Annotated in this window: 10 protein-coding genes and 1 tRNA gene; 5 read left to right on the forward strand and 6 right to left on the reverse strand. The window is 56.5% G+C overall.

What is annotated here, in order from left to right; genetic code table 11:
• The first annotated feature begins 61 nt into the window (after nucleotides 1-61).
• Nucleotides 62-140: transfer RNA gene (locus tag ERD84_RS09430), tRNA-Ile, on the forward strand.
• A gap of 61 nt (nucleotides 141-201) precedes the next feature.
• On the opposite strand, the gene ERD84_RS09435 is transcribed toward ERD84_RS09430, so the two are convergent.
• Both ERD84_RS09435 and ERD84_RS09440 read right to left on the reverse strand, forming a co-directional pair.
• Nucleotides 202-489 carry a hypothetical protein gene (locus ERD84_RS09435; protein ID WP_130039363.1) on the reverse strand — a complete coding sequence of 96 codons (288 nt, stop codon included), beginning with the start codon at nucleotides 487-489 and terminating at the stop codon, nucleotides 202-204.
• Nucleotides 490-513: 24 nt separating this feature from the next.
• The gene (locus tag ERD84_RS09440; protein ID WP_130039364.1) at nucleotides 514-945 is read right to left on the reverse strand and encodes an Ivy family c-type lysozyme inhibitor; all 432 of its coding nucleotides are present in this window, start codon (nucleotides 943-945) and stop codon (nucleotides 514-516) included.
• Between the two features lie 272 nt (nucleotides 946-1,217).
• On the opposite strand from ERD84_RS09440, the gene ERD84_RS09445 reads away from it, so the two are divergent.
• The 4 genes from ERD84_RS09445 (at nucleotide 1,218) to ERD84_RS09460 (ending at nucleotide 11,549) form a co-directional block, all read left to right on the forward strand.
• Nucleotides 1,218-7,172 (forward strand): alpha-2-macroglobulin family protein, encoded by a 5,955-nt coding sequence (locus ERD84_RS09445; RefSeq protein WP_245150659.1) that lies wholly within the window; start codon nucleotides 1,218-1,220, stop codon nucleotides 7,170-7,172.
• A 16-nt stretch (nucleotides 7,173-7,188) separates the two neighbouring features.
• A complete protein-coding gene (gene pbpC, locus ERD84_RS09450; RefSeq protein WP_130039365.1) occupies nucleotides 7,189-9,360 on the forward strand; it encodes a penicillin-binding protein 1C in 2,172 nt (723 codons plus the stop codon).
• 106 nt (nucleotides 9,361-9,466) lie between these two features.
• Entirely contained in the window at nucleotides 9,467-10,048 is a 582-nt protein-coding gene (locus ERD84_RS09455) for a SecDF P1 head subdomain-containing protein (RefSeq protein WP_130039366.1), read from the forward strand.
• A gap of 208 nt (nucleotides 10,049-10,256) precedes the next feature.
• The gene (locus ERD84_RS09460; protein WP_130039367.1) at nucleotides 10,257-11,549 is read left to right on the forward strand and encodes an aspartate carbamoyltransferase; all 1,293 of its coding nucleotides are present in this window, start codon (nucleotides 10,257-10,259) and stop codon (nucleotides 11,547-11,549) included.
• Between the two features lie 51 nt (nucleotides 11,550-11,600).
• On the opposite strand, the gene ERD84_RS09465 is transcribed toward ERD84_RS09460, so the two are convergent.
• From ERD84_RS09465 to ERD84_RS09480, 4 genes are all read right to left on the reverse strand, one after another.
• On the reverse strand, nucleotides 11,601-12,500 hold the full coding sequence (locus ERD84_RS09465) for a recombination-associated protein RdgC (protein ID WP_130039368.1): 900 nt from the start codon (nucleotides 12,498-12,500) through the stop codon (nucleotides 11,601-11,603).
• Between the two features lie 347 nt (nucleotides 12,501-12,847).
• The gene (locus tag ERD84_RS09470; RefSeq protein ID WP_167667434.1) at nucleotides 12,848-14,473 is read right to left on the reverse strand and encodes an MFS transporter; all 1,626 of its coding nucleotides are present in this window, start codon (nucleotides 14,471-14,473) and stop codon (nucleotides 12,848-12,850) included.
• 215 nt (nucleotides 14,474-14,688) lie between these two features.
• Nucleotides 14,689-16,188 (reverse strand): sensor histidine kinase, encoded by a 1,500-nt coding sequence (locus tag ERD84_RS09475; RefSeq protein ID WP_130039369.1) that lies wholly within the window; start codon nucleotides 16,186-16,188, stop codon nucleotides 14,689-14,691.
• 42 nt (nucleotides 16,189-16,230) lie between these two features.
• Complete coding sequence (locus tag ERD84_RS09480; RefSeq protein ID WP_130039370.1) at nucleotides 16,231-16,920, reverse strand: response regulator transcription factor; 690 nt, start codon at nucleotides 16,918-16,920, stop codon at nucleotides 16,231-16,233.
• Nucleotides 16,921-16,949 lie beyond the last annotated feature (29 nt).

The following is a 16,949-nucleotide window of genomic DNA, read 5'->3' on the forward strand; positions in this document are numbered from 1 at the left end:
CTGGTTTATGTAATAATTGCGGGCTATCGAGCAATACGCTAAAAGCGACTTTGAGCGATACGCCCCTCTAGCTCATGCCTGGTTAGAGCAGCGGACTCATAATCCGTTGGTGCGCAGTTCGACTCTGCGGGGGGGCACCAGTATTTAAGCGGGTTTCCAAGAAATTGGAAGCCCGCTTTTCTTTTGCGCTGTCAACAAAAACTAAGAGGTGCCGTCCTCGTTCCGATTCGGCAGCATCCCGATGGCGACCGATTTAATGACTTCGACTGTCTCGCCGTGTGCTTCAACCATAGCTTCCAGATAATCTTCGGGGGTGTCGATATCTTCGTTGGCTGTTTCTTCGAATTCATCAGCTATTGCATCCATCAACCTATTGATCCTGCTCTCTGGCTCGTCGCGATCGCGCATTACCAAGGATAGCAATATCCCTAGCGTGGTTTCCATAGCCAGCAGTTTTCCTGCTATTTCAGCTTTCTCGTTGGGATCCATCTTCCTTATCCTGGACTTGGTGAGTTAATACAGGTACTTGCCCAGCGCACGTGCTGAGTCGGTATCGGTCTTTTCCATCCATGTGATGCGGCTTTTCGTGAGATTCGGACCGTCATAGCTGTTTTGAAGAAACGCACCTGCCGTAATTTTTTTCGTGCTCTGCTTGTACATCACCACATAGCTTTCGGTGATGCAATCGTGAGGCTTGCAGCCCCAGTAGACGTCGTAGGTCTGCCCATCCACCGTTTCAGTGGTGGCCGGTGCTGTGGTGCCGAAGGATTTCACCCAAGGAGAGTTTGAGGAAAATGGCATCATGACCCGCTCGAACTCGGCAGACAAGGCTGGGTCAGCTTTTGCAGCTGCATACAGGTGCTTGTCTGTTTGTTCGGCGCTACCGATCTGGCTGAAGATCGTGAGAGGTAGCGCCAAGAGCGCGATGGAAGCAGCTTTGAACATAATGTCTCCTCAGTTGGTCTCCCTGGATTAAAGCATAAAGCGTTCGGGGTTCGACCTGGCTGCGAAGTGCTCGAGGTTGAATGCAAGCGATGCACCGGACAGGGCATGCGCATGGCAATGCCCGGGGATACGCAAGCAGTGCGATGTTACACATTATTTAGAGGGCTGACTCCTTATTTAAACGATGGTATTGTGGCCGGAATAAAGGGAGGAGCCGCTGGTTTTCCGTGCGGCGCGTGTTGACAACGAGCGACAAGATCAGGATGCCCGCCGTGCATAAACTAGGAATTGCAGCGTTCGCAGGTGCTATATGCGTATCGACGGCTTGGGGCGCACAGATTACTCAATTCAGTCCCCGGGGGGTGGTCGCCAAGGTAGAGAGCGTCAAGTTGTCTTTTAACAGGCCGGTGATAGCCTTCGGCAATGGGCAGGCGCCGCCGCCCGTACGGATTGAGTGCGATGATCCCGAACTAAGTGGTAACGGCCGCTGGCTGGATGGCAAGCGCTGGACCTATGTTTTTACCGATAATCCCGGGCCGGGTGTGACATGCAAGGCCGAGCTGGATCCGTCTTTTCAGGCATTGAATAACGAGCCCGTAACGGGCAAGACCAGCTTCAGTTTTCAGACGGGCGGGCCTATCGTTACCAGTATGCGTCCGTATGGTTCCACGATAGCCGAGGATCAGGTTTTTGCCCTGCGATTCAACGGTGCGGTCGATTCTGCCAGTTTGTTGAAGCATTCCCGCTGCCTGGTTCAGGGCCTGGGCGAAGCGGTGCCACTGCGTTTGATTACCGGTGATGCGCGCAAGCAGATTCTTGATGTCATTGATCGTTCCGAAAGCCAGGATTGGGATACAGAGGCAACCCAGCTACTGCAATGCACTCGGCGCTTGCCCGCCCAGGCCACGGTTGAGCTGAGCGTAGGGCCGGGGGTTGCTACGCTCACACGGCAAGGCCGCACGGCATTGGCCAGCAATAAGCCCGAAGTGTTCGAGTTCAAGGTACGAGAAGCCTTCAAGGCAAGCTTTACGTGCATGCGCGAAAACGCCAGCATGCCTTGTACGCCGGTGTCCCCCATATCGGTTCAATTCTCAGCGCCAGTGTCTCCGGATGACGCTCGTCAGATACGATTGCAGACGCCGTCCGCATCGCTGGCTCCAGATATTGATGATGCTGCTGGTCAGCAAAATGGCCTGTGGAGTGTTCAGTTTTCCCCAGCATTCCCTGAGCAGGCTGACATGCGCCTGAGCCTGCCTGAAGGATTGAAGGACGATGCCGGGCGCGTGCTGGTCAATGCGGATCAGTTTCCCTTGTCGTTTCGTACGGCGGCTTTTCCTCCTTTGGTGAAGTTTTCCTCAGGTTCCTTCGGTGTTATTGAGCGTTTTGCCGATGCTGGGCCTGGCCACGACAAAGCCAAGGCGCAGGCCAGCGTGCCGCTTACGGTGCGCAATGTTGAAGCGGCACTGGCTACACAAGATATGTTGATATCAACGGGCACTATAGATGATTACGTGACACAAAATGATCGTGATACGTTGCAATGGTATGCACGGGTGCAGCGCCTTGAGAACCGGCGTTTGACGCGCAATCAGCTCAAGGATGTGATGGCCGGGAAAGCGTTGCGTTCCGAAGACCAGCCTATGCTGGATACGCGTGGTTTCTCGGCGCTTGCGGGCTTGTCCGATGTGCGTAGCTTGCGCTTGCCCGGCATGGATGCCGACGACCCAAGACCCTTCGAGGTCATTGGCGTACCGCTGTCCGAGCCGGGTCTTCATATATTGGAAGTGGAGTCTGCGAAGCTGGGCCATTCTTTGCTTGAAACCCAAGAGCCTATGTATGTGCGCAGTGCCGTGCTGCTTACCAATCTGGGGGTGCATGTCAAAACAGGGCGCGACGATACGCTCGCGTGGGTTACCACGCTGGATGAGGGCAAGGTGGTGCCGGATGCATCCATTACCGTGCTGGATTGCTCCGGCAAACTGCTTGCCCAGGGCAAGACTGATTCAGAAGGTATCTGGCATCATCAGCAGGCGCTGGATGCTCCTGACTATTGCGAAGATACGGGCTTGAGAGGCCTGTACGTGGCGGCTCGCATCCCGGCGGATCATCCACAGGCAGGCGGCAAGGCAGATTTTTCATTTGTTTTGTCTGAATGGAATGATGGCATAGAGTCGTGGCGTTTTAATGTGCCGACCGATACACAGCCCGAGCCTACTGTGGTGGTGCACACGGTGTTTGATCGTACTTTGCTGAGAGCGGGTGAAACCGTTTCGATGAAGCATTTTGTGCGTGTGCAGACGCGTGATGGTCTGGCTCTGCCGGCTGCTTCAGATATGCTGCCCGGCAAGTTGCTGATCGAGCATCTGGGTTCGGACCAGCGCTATGAGCAAACCTTGAATTGGCAAGAAACCCCATCGGGTGGTTTGTCTGCCATAGCCCAGTTTGCCGTCCCCGAGACGGCGCGCTTGGGTGAGTACTCGGTGCGTGTGACTGACGAGGAGGGGCGCTGGTATGGCAGCAGCGAGTTCCGTGTCGAGGAATTCAAGTTACCTTTGTTGACGGGCAACCTAAAAATCAGTGATGGGCAAGGGCGGCCATTCCTGGTGGCGCCCGAGAGCCTGGATGCCGATGTGCAACTGGCCTATCTATCGGGTGGGCCTGCAGGGCAGTTGCCCGTCCGGATTTCAGGTGTGGTGCAAGACTGGCAGCCGAGCTTTCAGGATTACGATGACTATTCATTCAGTGCACCTGAGTTTGCTGACAATGAAGCCGCTCTGCAAGATAAAGCGGATACTGACAATCAGGCTCTTTTCCTGGATAAGCAGGCCTTGGTGCTGGATGCACAAGGGGGAGGACGTCTGAACGTGGCTTCCCTGCCAGCGTTTACGCGGGCACGATCGTTATTGTTTGAAGCCAGCTTTTCGGATCCGAACGGACAAATCCAGACCTTGGCTCAGTCGGTGCCAGTATGGCCGGCCGCGGTACAAGCCGGGCTTAAGGCCGACGGTTGGGTCGAAGCCGGGAAGGACACGCACGTCAGCGTACTGGCGCTGTCGCTTGATGGCCGGCCGCAAGCCAATGTTCCCATCACGGTCACCGCTGTGGCGCGTACCACCTACTCAACTCGCAAGCGCATGGTCGGTGGTTTTTACAGCTACGATAATCACACAGAAACCCGTGATCTGGGCACATTATGCACGGGTCGTACCGGGCAGGACGGTGCACTGGCATGCACTGTCAGCTTGCAAGATTCCGGCGCCATAGAGCTGATTGCCACAGCACAAGATGAACAAGGCCGCAGCTCAGCTGCAGCTTCCTCGCTATGGGTGACAGGGGCCGGAGACCTGTGGTTTGGCGGCGAGAACGATGATCGCATCGATATCATTCCGGCCAAAAAAGAGTGGAAGCCCGGTGAAACGGCAGAGTTCCAGGTGCGTATGCCTTTCCGTGAAGCCACGGCCTTGGTGGCGGTCGAACGCGAGGGTGTGCTGGCTACGCGAGTGGTGCGGCTGCATGGCAGCGATCCCACCATCAGGCTGCCTATAGAGGCCGAATGGGGTCCTAATGTGTACGTTTCTGTGCTGGCACTGCGTGGGCGCCAATACGACGTGCCCTGGCAATCCTTTTTTGACCAGGGATGGAGGCAGCCGCTGGAATGGTATCGAGCCTACTCCGAGGCCAGGGGGAATCAGACGGCTGCCACTCAATTTGTGGATTTGGCCAAGCCGTCATTCCGTTTTGGTCTGACTGAAATCAGGGTTTCCGACCACGAAAATACGCTCGCTGTCAGTGTTCAGCCGGACAAAAAAACCTATCAGGTCCGTGGCGAGGCCAGCGTAGCCATAGAGGTCAAGTTGCCTGATGGGCAGCCTGCGGCCTATGGCACTGTGGCCTTTGCTGCGGTTGACCAGGCTTTACTGGAGCTGGCTCCCAATCGTAGCTGGGACTTGCTGACAGCCATGCGTCAACTGCGCAGCTATGGCGTTGAAACGGCCACGGCACAGATGCAAGTAGTTGGCCGGCGGCACTATGGCCGCAAGGCCTTGCCTGCCGGCGGTGGCGGGGGCAAAAGCCCGACCCGTGAGCTCCTCGACACCTTATTGCTGTGGGAACCTTCCATACTGCTGGATGAGCATGGCAAGGCAGTAGTCAAGTTGCCTCTTAATGATTCGATTACGCAATTTCAATTGGTGGCCGTGGCCGATTTTGGCCCTGACCGTTTCGGTACGGGTAAGGCAAGCATAGTCAGCACCCAAGACTTGCAAGTAATCGAAGGGTTACCAGCCTTGGCGCGCGAAGGGGATCAGTACCGTGCAACGGTCACCTTGCGTAATTCCACTCAACGCGACATGCATCTGCAGGTAAAGGCTGCTTATGAAGGCAATGGTGTGCCGCCTGAGGCTTTGCCAGTGCAAGAAGTCGAGGTGGCGGCTGGTGCCGCCCGCACCGTAAGCTGGGATATCCAGGCGCCTGAAAGCAATCTCATGGGCGAAACAAGTATCTTGAACTGGACCTTGTCTGCGCAAGAACAGCTCCGGCAAGAGCAGGGTGGATCTATTGCGGCAGCCTCCGATGCCTTGTCTTTCCGGCAAACCTTGTTGCCTGCTGTGCCAGTCAGGGCAAGGCAGGCGACACTGCTGCCATTGGATGGCAATAAGCCGGAGCTGGCGTTGCCGGTGTCCGTGCCTTTGGGTGCGCTGACCGACGCCAATGGCCTGCCTCGTGGCGGCCTGCAAGTATCGCTGCGGTCCACGCTGGCCGGAGGGCTGCCAGGCGTACAACAATGGTTTGCCGCTTATCCCTACACTTGCCTGGAGCAAGTCAGCTCCAAGGCCATAGGCCTGCGCGAGCAGTCTGACTGGGACGAAATCATGCGGCGCTTGCCTGATTATCTCGATGAGGACGGCTTGGCTGCCTACTTCCCGGGCACCATTCATGGCAACGAAGTGCTTACCGCTTACTTGCTCAGCGTCAGCCACGAGGCGCAAAGCCTGGGCCTGCCCTTTGCCATCCCCGAAGCCAGCCGACAAGCGATGCAAGGCGGCTTGCTGGCGTTTGTGCAAGGCAAGCTCGTTCGTCACCGCTGGTCGCCGGTACAAGACCTGGATGCGCGTAAATTGATGGCGCTCGAAGCCTTGTCGCGCTATGAGCGACTCCAGCCCCGTTTGCTGGACAGCATATCCATCACTCCCGACCGCTGGCCGACGTCTGCCGTCATCAACTGGATGGCCTTATTGCAACGTATGCCTGACATTCCTGATCAGCAAGCGCAATTGACGCGCGCCAGGCAGATCATCCTGGCGCGTATGCTGGACCGAGGCACCGAGATGGTCCTGAACGAAGATGCGCACAACGATAATTGGTGGCTGATGGCTGGGCGTGCATCCAACCAGGCCAGCTTGTTGTTGCATGCTGCGGGACAACCGGCCTGGGAGCAGGATTTGCCACGTATGGCTCAAGGTTTGCTGAACATGCAGCGCAATGGTGCATGGCGTACGACCACAGCCAACTTGCTGGGCAGTCTGGCTATCGAAAAGTTCTCTCGGTATTACGAAAGTAAACCGCTCTCGGGGCAGTTGCGTATTGCTACGGCACAAGAGGGTGAAGTACAGACTTTCGACTGGAATGCCGTCAAGGCAAATCATGGCGTCAAAGCGCATGAGTTCTTCTTGCCCTGGGGTCGAGAGCCATCAGATACCTTGGTGCTGACGCAGCAAGGAGAAGGGCGAGCCTGGGCAACAGTCCGCTCATTGGCGGCTGTACCCGTGGCCCAGGATATCGCAGCGGGCTATGTGCTGCATCGTAGCGTCAAGCCGGTGTCGCAAGCCGCAGCGGGTGCCTGGTCCAGGGGCGATGTATATCGGGTGACGCTGACCATTGATGCGAAGTCGCCCATGACCTGGGTCGTGCTGACGGACCCGATTCCTGCGGGAGCGTCTGTGCTGGGCGGCGGTCTGGGCCGCGATTCCAGTATCGCCACCCGATCCGAAGAAAACAGCAGCAGCTGGTACGGGCCGAGCTTCATCGAGCGCAGCTTTGAGTCTTATCGTGCCTACTACGACTATCTGCCCAAGGGGAAATCGACGCTGGAGTATACGGTGCGCCTGAATACTGTAGGCCAATTCCAATTGCCTTCGACGCGTATCGAAGCCATGTATCAGCCGGATGTGTATGGCGAGCTGGCCGGGCCGACGAGCATGGAGGTCCGGGACGGAGCAAAGCCATGAGCGATGGGCGAGACTGATGAGGCGTTGCGTGGGACTTCTGCTGCTGGGTTTGGGCTTGCTGCTGGCCGGGCCTGGTCAGGTGTCGGCCGAACCATCGTATCGCGAGGTGAAAGCGGCTTATCGCTCTTCAGATATTCTGGTGCTGGATCGATCGGGCCAATTGCTGGATCGGGTGCGTATCGATTTTCAAGGTAGACGGGGTGACTGGGTTGCCTTGAGCGATATTTCAGTTGCGTTGCAGCGGGCGGTGATCTTGTCGGAGGATCGCCGCTTTTATGAGCATGCTGGCGTAGACTGGCAAGCCATCGCGGCAGCAGCGTGGGGCAATCTGGTGCACGGACAGCGGCGCGGTGCCTCGACGCTGAGCATGCAGTTGCTGGGCCTGATCGACAAACACTATAGTCGTGGTCCGGGTGGACGCAGTGTCATGCAGAAAATCGACCAGGCCTGGCAGGCCAGGTATCTTGAAGAGCAATGGAGCAAAACCCAGATCCTGGAGGCGTATCTCAACCTTGCGGCGTTCCGTGGTGAGCTGATTGGTGTGGATGCCTTGTCGCGCGTGTTGTTTCAAAAATACCCCAGTGGCCTGAATGCTCGCGAATCGGCCCTGGCGGCGGTGTTCCTGCGGGCACCCAATGCACCACATCCGGTGCTGGTACAGAGGGCCTGTGCCTTATTGGGTGATATGGGTTCACCGCAAGACTGCAAGGGCTTAAGCGATTTTGTCGCCCTGACCCTGATGCGTTCGGCCGGGCCGCGGGCCAACAGTCGAAGAATGGCGCCGCACTACGCCAGGCTTGGGATGGCACAAGCACAGGATACGGCCCCTATGCCAGGGGGCGGCACACTGCACACAACGCTGGATGCCGACTTGCAGCGCTATGCCTTGCATAGCGTAGCGCGTCACATCAAGGAGTTGGGCATGCAAAGTGTGCGTGATGCTGCTGTGGTGGTGCTGGACAATCGTACGGGCCAGGTACTGGCCTATGTCGGTTCATCGGGCGATCTCTCGGATGCATCAAGGGTAGACCATGCTCGTGCCTTGCGACAGGCCGGTTCGACCCTGAAGCCTTTTCTTTATGCGCAGGCCATCGAGCAAGAGCGTCTCACGACGGTGTCTTTGTTGAATGACCAGCCCCTGAATCTGCCCACCGGCAACGGCCTATATATTCCCCAGAACTATGATCGGCATTTTTCGGGCTGGGTCAGTGTGCGCACTGCCTTGGCATCTTCCTTGAATATTCCGGCTGTGCGCACCTTGCTGATGGTGACGCCGGATGCGTTCGCTCGCCGGCTGTTGCGCCTTGGGCTGCCCCTGGATCAAAGTGGAGATTTTTATGGTTATAGCCTGGCGTTGGGCAGCGCCGATGTGACCTTGCTGAGCTTGACCAATGCCTATCGCGCGTTGGCCAACCTGGGGCAGTATTCGCCGCCCAGTTTTACCGCTCAGGCTGCTGCACCCATCGTGAAGCAGATGATGCAACCGGGCGCCGCCTGGATTGTGGGCGATATCTTGTCGGACCGACAGGCACGGGCCCGGACGTTCGGTCTGGACAGTGCCTTGTCCACGCCTTTCTGGACTGCGGTCAAAACAGGCACTAGCAAGGATATGCGTGATAACTGGTGCATGGGTTGGTCAGACCGTTATACGGTGGGGGTATGGGTGGGTAACAGTGGCGGCGCCAGCATGCGCGATGTGTCAGGGGTGTCTGGGGCCGGCCCCATCTGGCACGACTTGATGAGCTATCTGCATCGTGAGCATGATAGTGTTCAGCCCGCCGCGCCAGACGCCGTCAGTGCCAGCCATGTTGTTTTTCAGGACGATATCGAGCCCGAACGCCAGGACTTCTTTTTGAGAGACACGGCGATCAGTCAGGTGCGGTTGGCGCAGGACTATATTTTGCCTGGCTTGGGCTCGCCAAGAATTTTGACGCCTGCCAATGATACGATACTGGCCTTGGACCCGGATATTCCAGCGGCAAACCAGCTTGTCAGCTTGCAAGCCACTAATGTGGCGGCAGGAGCTGCTGACCATGTCAGTTGGCAGGTGGCTGGCCGATGGGTGGGGCAGGGCAGCAGTCTGCGATGGCCTCCAAGGCCTGGTCAGCACATTATTCGACTGTTGGATGACCGAGGGCTCGTACTCGATCAGGTCAGCATAAAGGTTCGGGCGGGGCAGTTACAATAAGCCAAATATAGTTCAGAACAAGTTGACAGATTTTGACTTAGCTTTTGTTCAAGACACCGTTAAACTTAACTATCGACCAATTGATTATTACTGAAGGGAGATTCTCATGAAAACAGTAGGTACGTTAGGCCGTATTCTCGTGCCACTCAGTCTGGTGTTGCTGGCAGCATGCCAAAACATGCCTGGCAAAAAGACAACCGAGACTGCGAACGCTCCCGAGCCAGAAACCAGCATCCAGGCGCAGCAGCAAGGTGCGCCGGTTGCGGTATTTCTGGCCGATACAGTAGAGCAGTCGGGCTGGACCTCCGTCAATGTTCAGGGTGGATCGCTTTTCGTCAATCCTCAACCTATCGTGACACGCGCCGATTTATCGGGCATACAGGCTGGTGCCAATAAAGATGGCGAAGGCTTGCTGGCGCTTGAATTGAATGACGCGGGTAAGGCCAAGGTCGCCAAGGCAACCACCGACCACCCCAATAAGCGTTTGGCGCTGGTGGTGGGCCGGACCATGCTGGCAGCTCCTGGCTATTCGTCGCCAGTCACCACGGGCCAGCTGGTCTTTGCGGTAGGCACTGAACAAAATGCAACGGCTGCCGCACGTGCCATCGCCGGGGCTCCACCAGAGGGTGCGCAAAGTACCACGCCGAGCACTACCGGTAATACCAGCAGCACTGGCGGCACGCAATAACAGAACCCCTCAGGGTTTTGCCCGTTAAGTGGGCTTTCTGCTTCCAGGGGTGGGTTACCTTGGGGCACAGCCCGGTGGTAAAAACGAATGGCACCTTCGGGTGCCGTTTTTATGTGTTGTATTTTGTCGGCGATTATAGAAATTGCTCGTCATCTGTTGGAATGGGAAATAAAATATACGCTTTGCGTATATAAATTAAGGGTTTCCTATGTCTGTCTCGCAACAGGTGTTTCTTCGTGATGCCATGCGCCGTCTGAATCTGACGCGCGATGTCTTTGCCGGACGCATAGGCGTCAAGCGTCGTGCGCTTGATACCTGGCTGTTGCCTGAGGGCTCGCAGGAGTTCAGGGCCATGCCGGAGGTCGTCAACCGCTTCGTGACAGAAATCGTCGAAAACGAGGGTTTACTGCAGAAATATGCGCAAAGCGCACAGACGGGCCCGCTACGCAATCGAATTGCGGCCGAAGGCAAGCATCAGTTGTTGTCTGTGGACCAGTTCAGCCGCGAGTCGGTCGAGGAGCTTTTCCGCATTGCCGACCAGATGCAGCCTATTGCCCGACGCCAGAAGGTATCAAGGGTGCTCGAAGGTGCAGTGCTGGGAAATCTGTTTTTTGAAGCCAGCACCCGTACGCGTGTCAGCTTTGGCGCGGCGTTTTGTCGCCTGGGTGGATCGGTATGCGACACCACCGGCTTTACGTTTTCTTCCATGGCCAAAGGCGAATCCATTTATGACACCAGTCGTGTCATGAGTGGTTATGTCGATGCCATGGTGATCCGTCACCCTGAAAAAGGTTCTGTGGCTGAATTTGCACGGGCGACAAATATTCCGGTGGTCAATGGCGGTGATGGTCCTGGTGAACATCCCAGCCAGGCCTTGCTCGACTTGTACACCATCCTGACCGAGTTCTCACGCCTGGGCAAGCTGCTGGACGGCGCGCATATTGCCTTGGTGGGTGATCTGAAATATGGGCGTACCGTACACTCGCTGCTCAAGTTGCTGTCCTTGTATCGAGGCCTGAAGTTCACTCTGGTGTCACCTCGCGGGCTGGAAATGCCCGACTATATTCAAGATCAGGTCAGCACGCGCGGCCATGTCATCGAGCAAAGCCATTCGCTGGAGCAAGGCTTGCAGGGTGCCGACGTCATTTATGCAACGCGTGTGCAAAAAGAGCGCTTTGCTGCCGAAGAACTAGAAGGTTATACCCCTGATTTTCAGGTCAACAAGGCGATCGTCGATCAATGCTGTGGCCCTGATGTCATTGTCATGCACCCTCTGCCGCGCGACAGCCGAGAAGGAGCCAATGACTTGAGCGTAGATCTGAACCATGATCCGCGCCTGGCTATCTTCCGCCAAACCGACAACGGTATCCCGGTGCGCATGGCTATTTTTGCGGTGCTGTTGGGTGTTGAAAGTCTTGTGCAGCATTCGCTGCGGGACGTAACATGGAGTCCGCCCACGCATATAGGCCCCGACGACAGCATATTCCATGGAATGGATTAAGCCTGTTAAGGGTTAACAGGCTTTGGGGCAGGCTGGCGGGGCGGATAAGCCTCAGGCCTGCTTCTCGCCGCCCAGAGCGTCCACAAGGCTGGCAATCAGCAGCGTAAGCTCACCCGTCATCAGGGCAAAGTCCGAATCGAATTGCTCGGCTTCGTTATGCGCGCTGCTGTCTTGGCCTTCTTTCAATACATCAAGCGGATTGACCCGCTTGATGTCCAGACCTTCAGTCAGCACAAATGATACGCGGTCGTTCCAGGTCAGCGCCAGCCGCGTGCACTGCTTGCCTGCTTGAACATGCTTGCGTACATCGTCGATTTCGATGCTTTGACGCACATAGCGTACAGCGGCGCCACTGTCGCTGGTAGAGCGCAACTCGGTGTCCTGGTCTACTGAAAAACCCGAGGGCGGTTCGTCGCTGATCAGCCAGTTGGTCATCGCCGAAGCAGGGGATTGTTCGACATAAAGCGGAGAGACAGGCAAGGTATCCATGGACTTGGCCAGTAGGCCCAGCACCTCGTCGCTCTTGGCTGCGGCGGCAGCGTCGATGACCAACCAGTGATTATTCAAGTCCAGCCAGACCCGGGTGTCGCGGTATACGCTGAACGCTTTGGGGAGCAGCTCATCAGTGACCTGTTCCTTGATTTCCTTCATTTGTTTGCGGCCTGGCTTGAAGCCTTGCTGCTCTTCAAGATCTTGGGCGCGGGCTTTGGCGAACTGGTTGATGACGGTAGTGGGCAACAGCTTTTTGTCGGCTCTGAGTGTGATCAGGTATTGACCATTCTGGCCGTATACCAGGCCGCTGTCTTCGCGTGGAGCGACCCATCCCAAGCTTTGCATGTCCCGGCTACTGCTGGGCTGAAAGGCTTGCTGCTCAAGGGCTGCCTCCAGTGTGTCGGCGGTACATGACCATGAAGGGGCAAGGCGAAATATCCTGAGATTCTTGAACCACATATGCTGATGTCTTCTCGAGTAGTCTATGCTGCGGGCCCAGGCACCGTGGCGGTGCAGGGTCGCAAAAATGAATGAGCGCTGATTGTAAGCCTATTTGCCACGGCAAAAAAAACGGCCCGGTGCCGTAGCGCCGAGCCATTGAAGACACACTGTGCCGCACTAAAAAAGCTCGCGGGGGCGCGACACGGGTGATAAAAAGAGCCACCATCGTCGAGCCGGGGGATCAGACGCCAGACGATAGGAAACACAAAGCTCTTTCTACGATTGCAGTTTACTGGGGCCTGCCTGACGTTAGCCTGAAACCAGGCGCTGCCGTGGTGTGCTGTCCGAACCAAGCAGGCGGCACACTAGGCGTTGATGTCGTTGTCTTTGGTTTCCTTGACGAAAAAGACGCCTATGAACAAGGTAATCGAGGTGATGATGATGGGGTACCACAAGCCATCGTAAATATTGCCTGTGGCGGCCACCACGGCAAAGGCTACAGGGGGTAAAAACCCACCGAACCAGCCGTTGCCTATGTGATATGGCAGGCTCATGGATGTGTAGCGGATCCGTGTGGGAAACATTTCCACCAGCATGGCGGCGATAGGCCCGTATACCATGGTGACCATAATGACCAGCAAGGTCAGCAGCAGCACGATCATGATGTAGTTGATTTCAGATGGATCTGCTTTTGCCGGGTAGCCATGACTGCGTATGGCATCGGTCAGGGACTTTTTGAGCTCTTGCGAGCGGGCGGCGAAGCTGGCCTTGTTGAGGTGCTGGCCTTCGAATGAAACAAACTCATCACTGCCTATGCGGGCTTTCGCCAGGCTGCCCGCAGGCGCTGCTTCGTTGGTGTAATTGACAGAGTTACTGGCCATGAAGGCCTTAAGGATGTCGCACGAGCTTTTGAACGAAGAAACACCCACCGGATTGAATTGGAATGAGCATGTGGCCGGGTCGGCCACGACAGTCACTGGCGCTGATGCCTGGGCTCTTTCCAGTGATGGGTTGGCAAAGTGAGTCAAGCCCTTGAATATGGGGAAGTAAGCAACAATGGCGATCAGGCATCCCGCCATGATGATGGGCTTGCGCCCGATCCGGTCTGACAGGGCGCCAAACACAACAAAAAAGGGCGTGCCCAACAGCAGAGCCATGGCCAGCATGATGTTGGCGGTGTTAGGCTCTATCGCCAGGGTTTTTGTCAGGAAAAACAAGGCATAGAACTGGCCCGTGTACCAGATGACGGCTTGCCCAGCGGCGAGGCCAAACAAAGCCAGCAACACAATTTTCAGATTGCTCCATTTACCGAAGGAGTCCTTGATAGGGGACTTGGACGAGGTGCCTTCTGCCTTGATCTTGCGAAAAACAGGGGATTCATTCAGCCGCATGCGTATCCATACCGAGATCAGCAGCAATACAGCCGAAATCAGGAAGGGAACACGCCAGCCCCAGTCCATGAACGCTTCTTCGCCCAGTGACTTGCGTATGCCCAGAACCACGAGCAGGGATAGAAACAATCCCATGGTGGCGGTGGTTTGAATCCAGCTGGTGTAAAAACCACGCCTGTCCTGGGGGGCATGTTCGGCCACATAAGTGGCCGCCCCGCCATATTCGCCACCCAGCGCTAATCCTTGCAGCATGCGCAGGCCGATCAGGATGACCGGTGCAGCCATGCCTATGGATGCATAGGAGGGCAGTACGCCAACCAGAAAAGTCGACATGCCCATGATCAGAATGGTGATCAGGAAAGTGTATTTGCGACCCAGCAGATCGCCCAGCCGGCCAAAGACCAGTGCGCCAAATGGGCGCACTGCGAAGCCGGCGGCAAAGGCCAGCAGTGCAAAAATGAAGCCGGCTGTGGGATTGACACCCGAAAAGAAGTGGGCGGCAATAATGGCAGCCAGCGAACCATAAAGATAGAAGTCGTACCACTCGAATACCGTACCGAGCGACGACGCGAATATGACGCGTCGTTCTTCTGGGGTCATTGCCCGATGAGTTTCCATCGGTGCGTTTCTAGACGCGGCGCCGGACTTGATGACCGTTGTCGTGCTATCCATTATGTCTCCGTGTCGGATACTTGCGTGCCCGGATGATTTTTCCGGCTTGCTGCCAGTTTGTTCATGAACCTTAGGTTGGCAGGCTGACATCAAGCTGACAGAGTCATGTGTTGACTTTGATGGTTGTAACTAAACATTGAATATCAGGTCGTTTGATCGCGCTCGATGCGGCTAAAGGTGATGCGCAGGCAGGTACTGCCGGCGACGCCATTACGGGTGCTGGTGGGCATGAAGCTGATGATGCCGTCGTGCTGGTCGGCAATTTCCTTGACAATGGAGAGCCCCAATCCACTACCGTCGGCTTCGCTGCCCAGGATTCGGAAGAAGCGGTCGAATACGCGCTCGCGATTTTCTAGTGAAATTCCGGGGCCGCAGTCTTCCACTTCCAGATAGGCCGAGAGAGCATCGCCGCCGACACGCACGGTGACCCAGCCCTTCGGCTGGCAGTACAGCAGGGCATTTTCGATGAGATTGTTAAGCAATTCGGCAAGCATCAAGCGATCGCCACGGATTTGGGCGGGATAGGCTGCTGGCTCGAAGCCGAGGTCTAGCCCTTTTTCAAGGGCCATATCCACCCATGCAGAGGTTTGCGTCCGGGCCAACTCGTTCAATTCGATATCGTCTGAGATGATCAGGTGGGGGTTTTCCGCGCTTTCTGCTTTGGCCAGGGTCAGCAGTTGGTTGACCAGGCGGGTAGCACGCTCCGAGCCCAATACCATTTGCTCCAGGCTGGCGTTCAGCTTGTCGGGGCTGCGTTCACGCAGGGCCAGCTCAGCCTGGGTACGCATGCCGGCCAGTGGGGTTTTGAGCTGATGTGCGGCATTGGCCACGAAGCGTCGCTGGGTTTCGTTGGTTGCCGCCAGGCGCTGAAGCAGGCTGTTCATGGCCGCAATGAGTGGCACGATCTCGGCTGGCGCCAGATCGGCGCTGATGGGTGACATGTCGTTGGCACGCCGTGCACGTATGCGTTCTTGCAGCAGGCTGAGTGGTTCCAGGCCTTGTGTCAGGCCAAGGCCTGCCAGCAGGGCTGCCAGTGGCAACACAATCAGCTGCGGGGTCAGCATGCCGGTCAGGATCTCTTGTTGGAGGGTGGCACGCATTTCGTTTGATTGCGATACGATGGTCAGAAAAGGCAGGCCGCCCTGATCCTGTCCGCCCCAGATATATGCGACACGTATGCTGCGGTTATCGACGGTTTCGTTGCGCAGACGTATTTTGTCTTCTTCGTAGGTCCAGTTATCGGGTAAGGGTATGTGGGCGTTGCCGCCCAGCGAATTTCCGTTGGCATCGCGGATTTCCCAGTGAATCATGTTCAAGGGGTCGCCTTGCAAAATGGTGATGGCGGACGGGCTCAGCTGTATGCCGTTCAGTATGTTTTGCTGCTCCACTTCGTGCTTGAGCAAACGCAAATGATCAGCCAATGCACGATCGTACGGCGCATTAGCGATATTCTGGGCAATGAAATAGGTAATGACCAGGCCGACGGTCCAGAGCAGAAATAAGGGGCCGAACATCCAGATGATGATCTTGTTCAGCAGGGCGCGGTGATTCTTCTTACGCCTGAACAAACCAAAAAAACGACCGCCGCGATCGGGCTCGATGCTGGTGTGGGTGTCTTCCAGGACTTGCGGGTCGATCAGCATTGCTGTGCGGCGCGGCGTTGCGGTTTACTGGCTGCAAGCGGCTCAGGCCGCAAGCGTATCATTGTGGTTCTCGGGCTCGAGGCAGTATCCCAGACCTCGTACCGTAACGATTTTGGCGCCGCTGGGTTCTATTTTTTTACGTAACCTGTGTATGTAGACTTCGATGGCATTCGGAGTGACTTCTTCGCCCCACTGGCATAGCAGGTCTACGAGCTGATTCTTGCTGATCATGCGACCGCAGCGTGAAAGGAATATTTCAAGCAAGCTGGTTTCGCGGGCAGAGAGCTCGAGCGGCTGGTCGTTGATATGTGCGGTGCGACCGTTCAGGTCGAAGCTAAGGTGTTTATACCGTAGTACAGTGGTGCTGACGCCCGCACTACGGCGGGTGAGTGCCCTGACGCGAGCTTCGAGTTCGGTCAGGGCAAAGGGTTTGGCCATATAGTCGTCTGCGCCCAGATCCAGGCCTTTGACGCGTTGCTCCACGCTATCAGCTGCGGTCAGAATAAGTACCGGCAGGGGCGTTTGCCGCTGCCGCAGCAAACGCAATACCGCCAGGCCGTGCATTTGTGGCAGGTCGAGATCGAGGATGAGCAGATCAAAACTTTGCAGCTTCAGTGCGGAATCGGCACTGGAGCCGTCGTTGACGACATCGACGGCATAGCCGTCATAGCGAAGAGAACGAGAAAGTCCATCGGCAAGAATACTGTCGTCCTCGGCGATTAAAATACGCATGATGGATGGGTTTGGCTTGGTCTGTTGGC

Origin of the sequence: Pollutimonas harenae, assembly GCF_004153685.1 — a bacterium.
In the GTDB taxonomy this organism is placed as follows: domain Bacteria; phylum Pseudomonadota; class Gammaproteobacteria; order Burkholderiales; family Burkholderiaceae_B; genus Pusillimonas_C; species Pusillimonas_C harenae.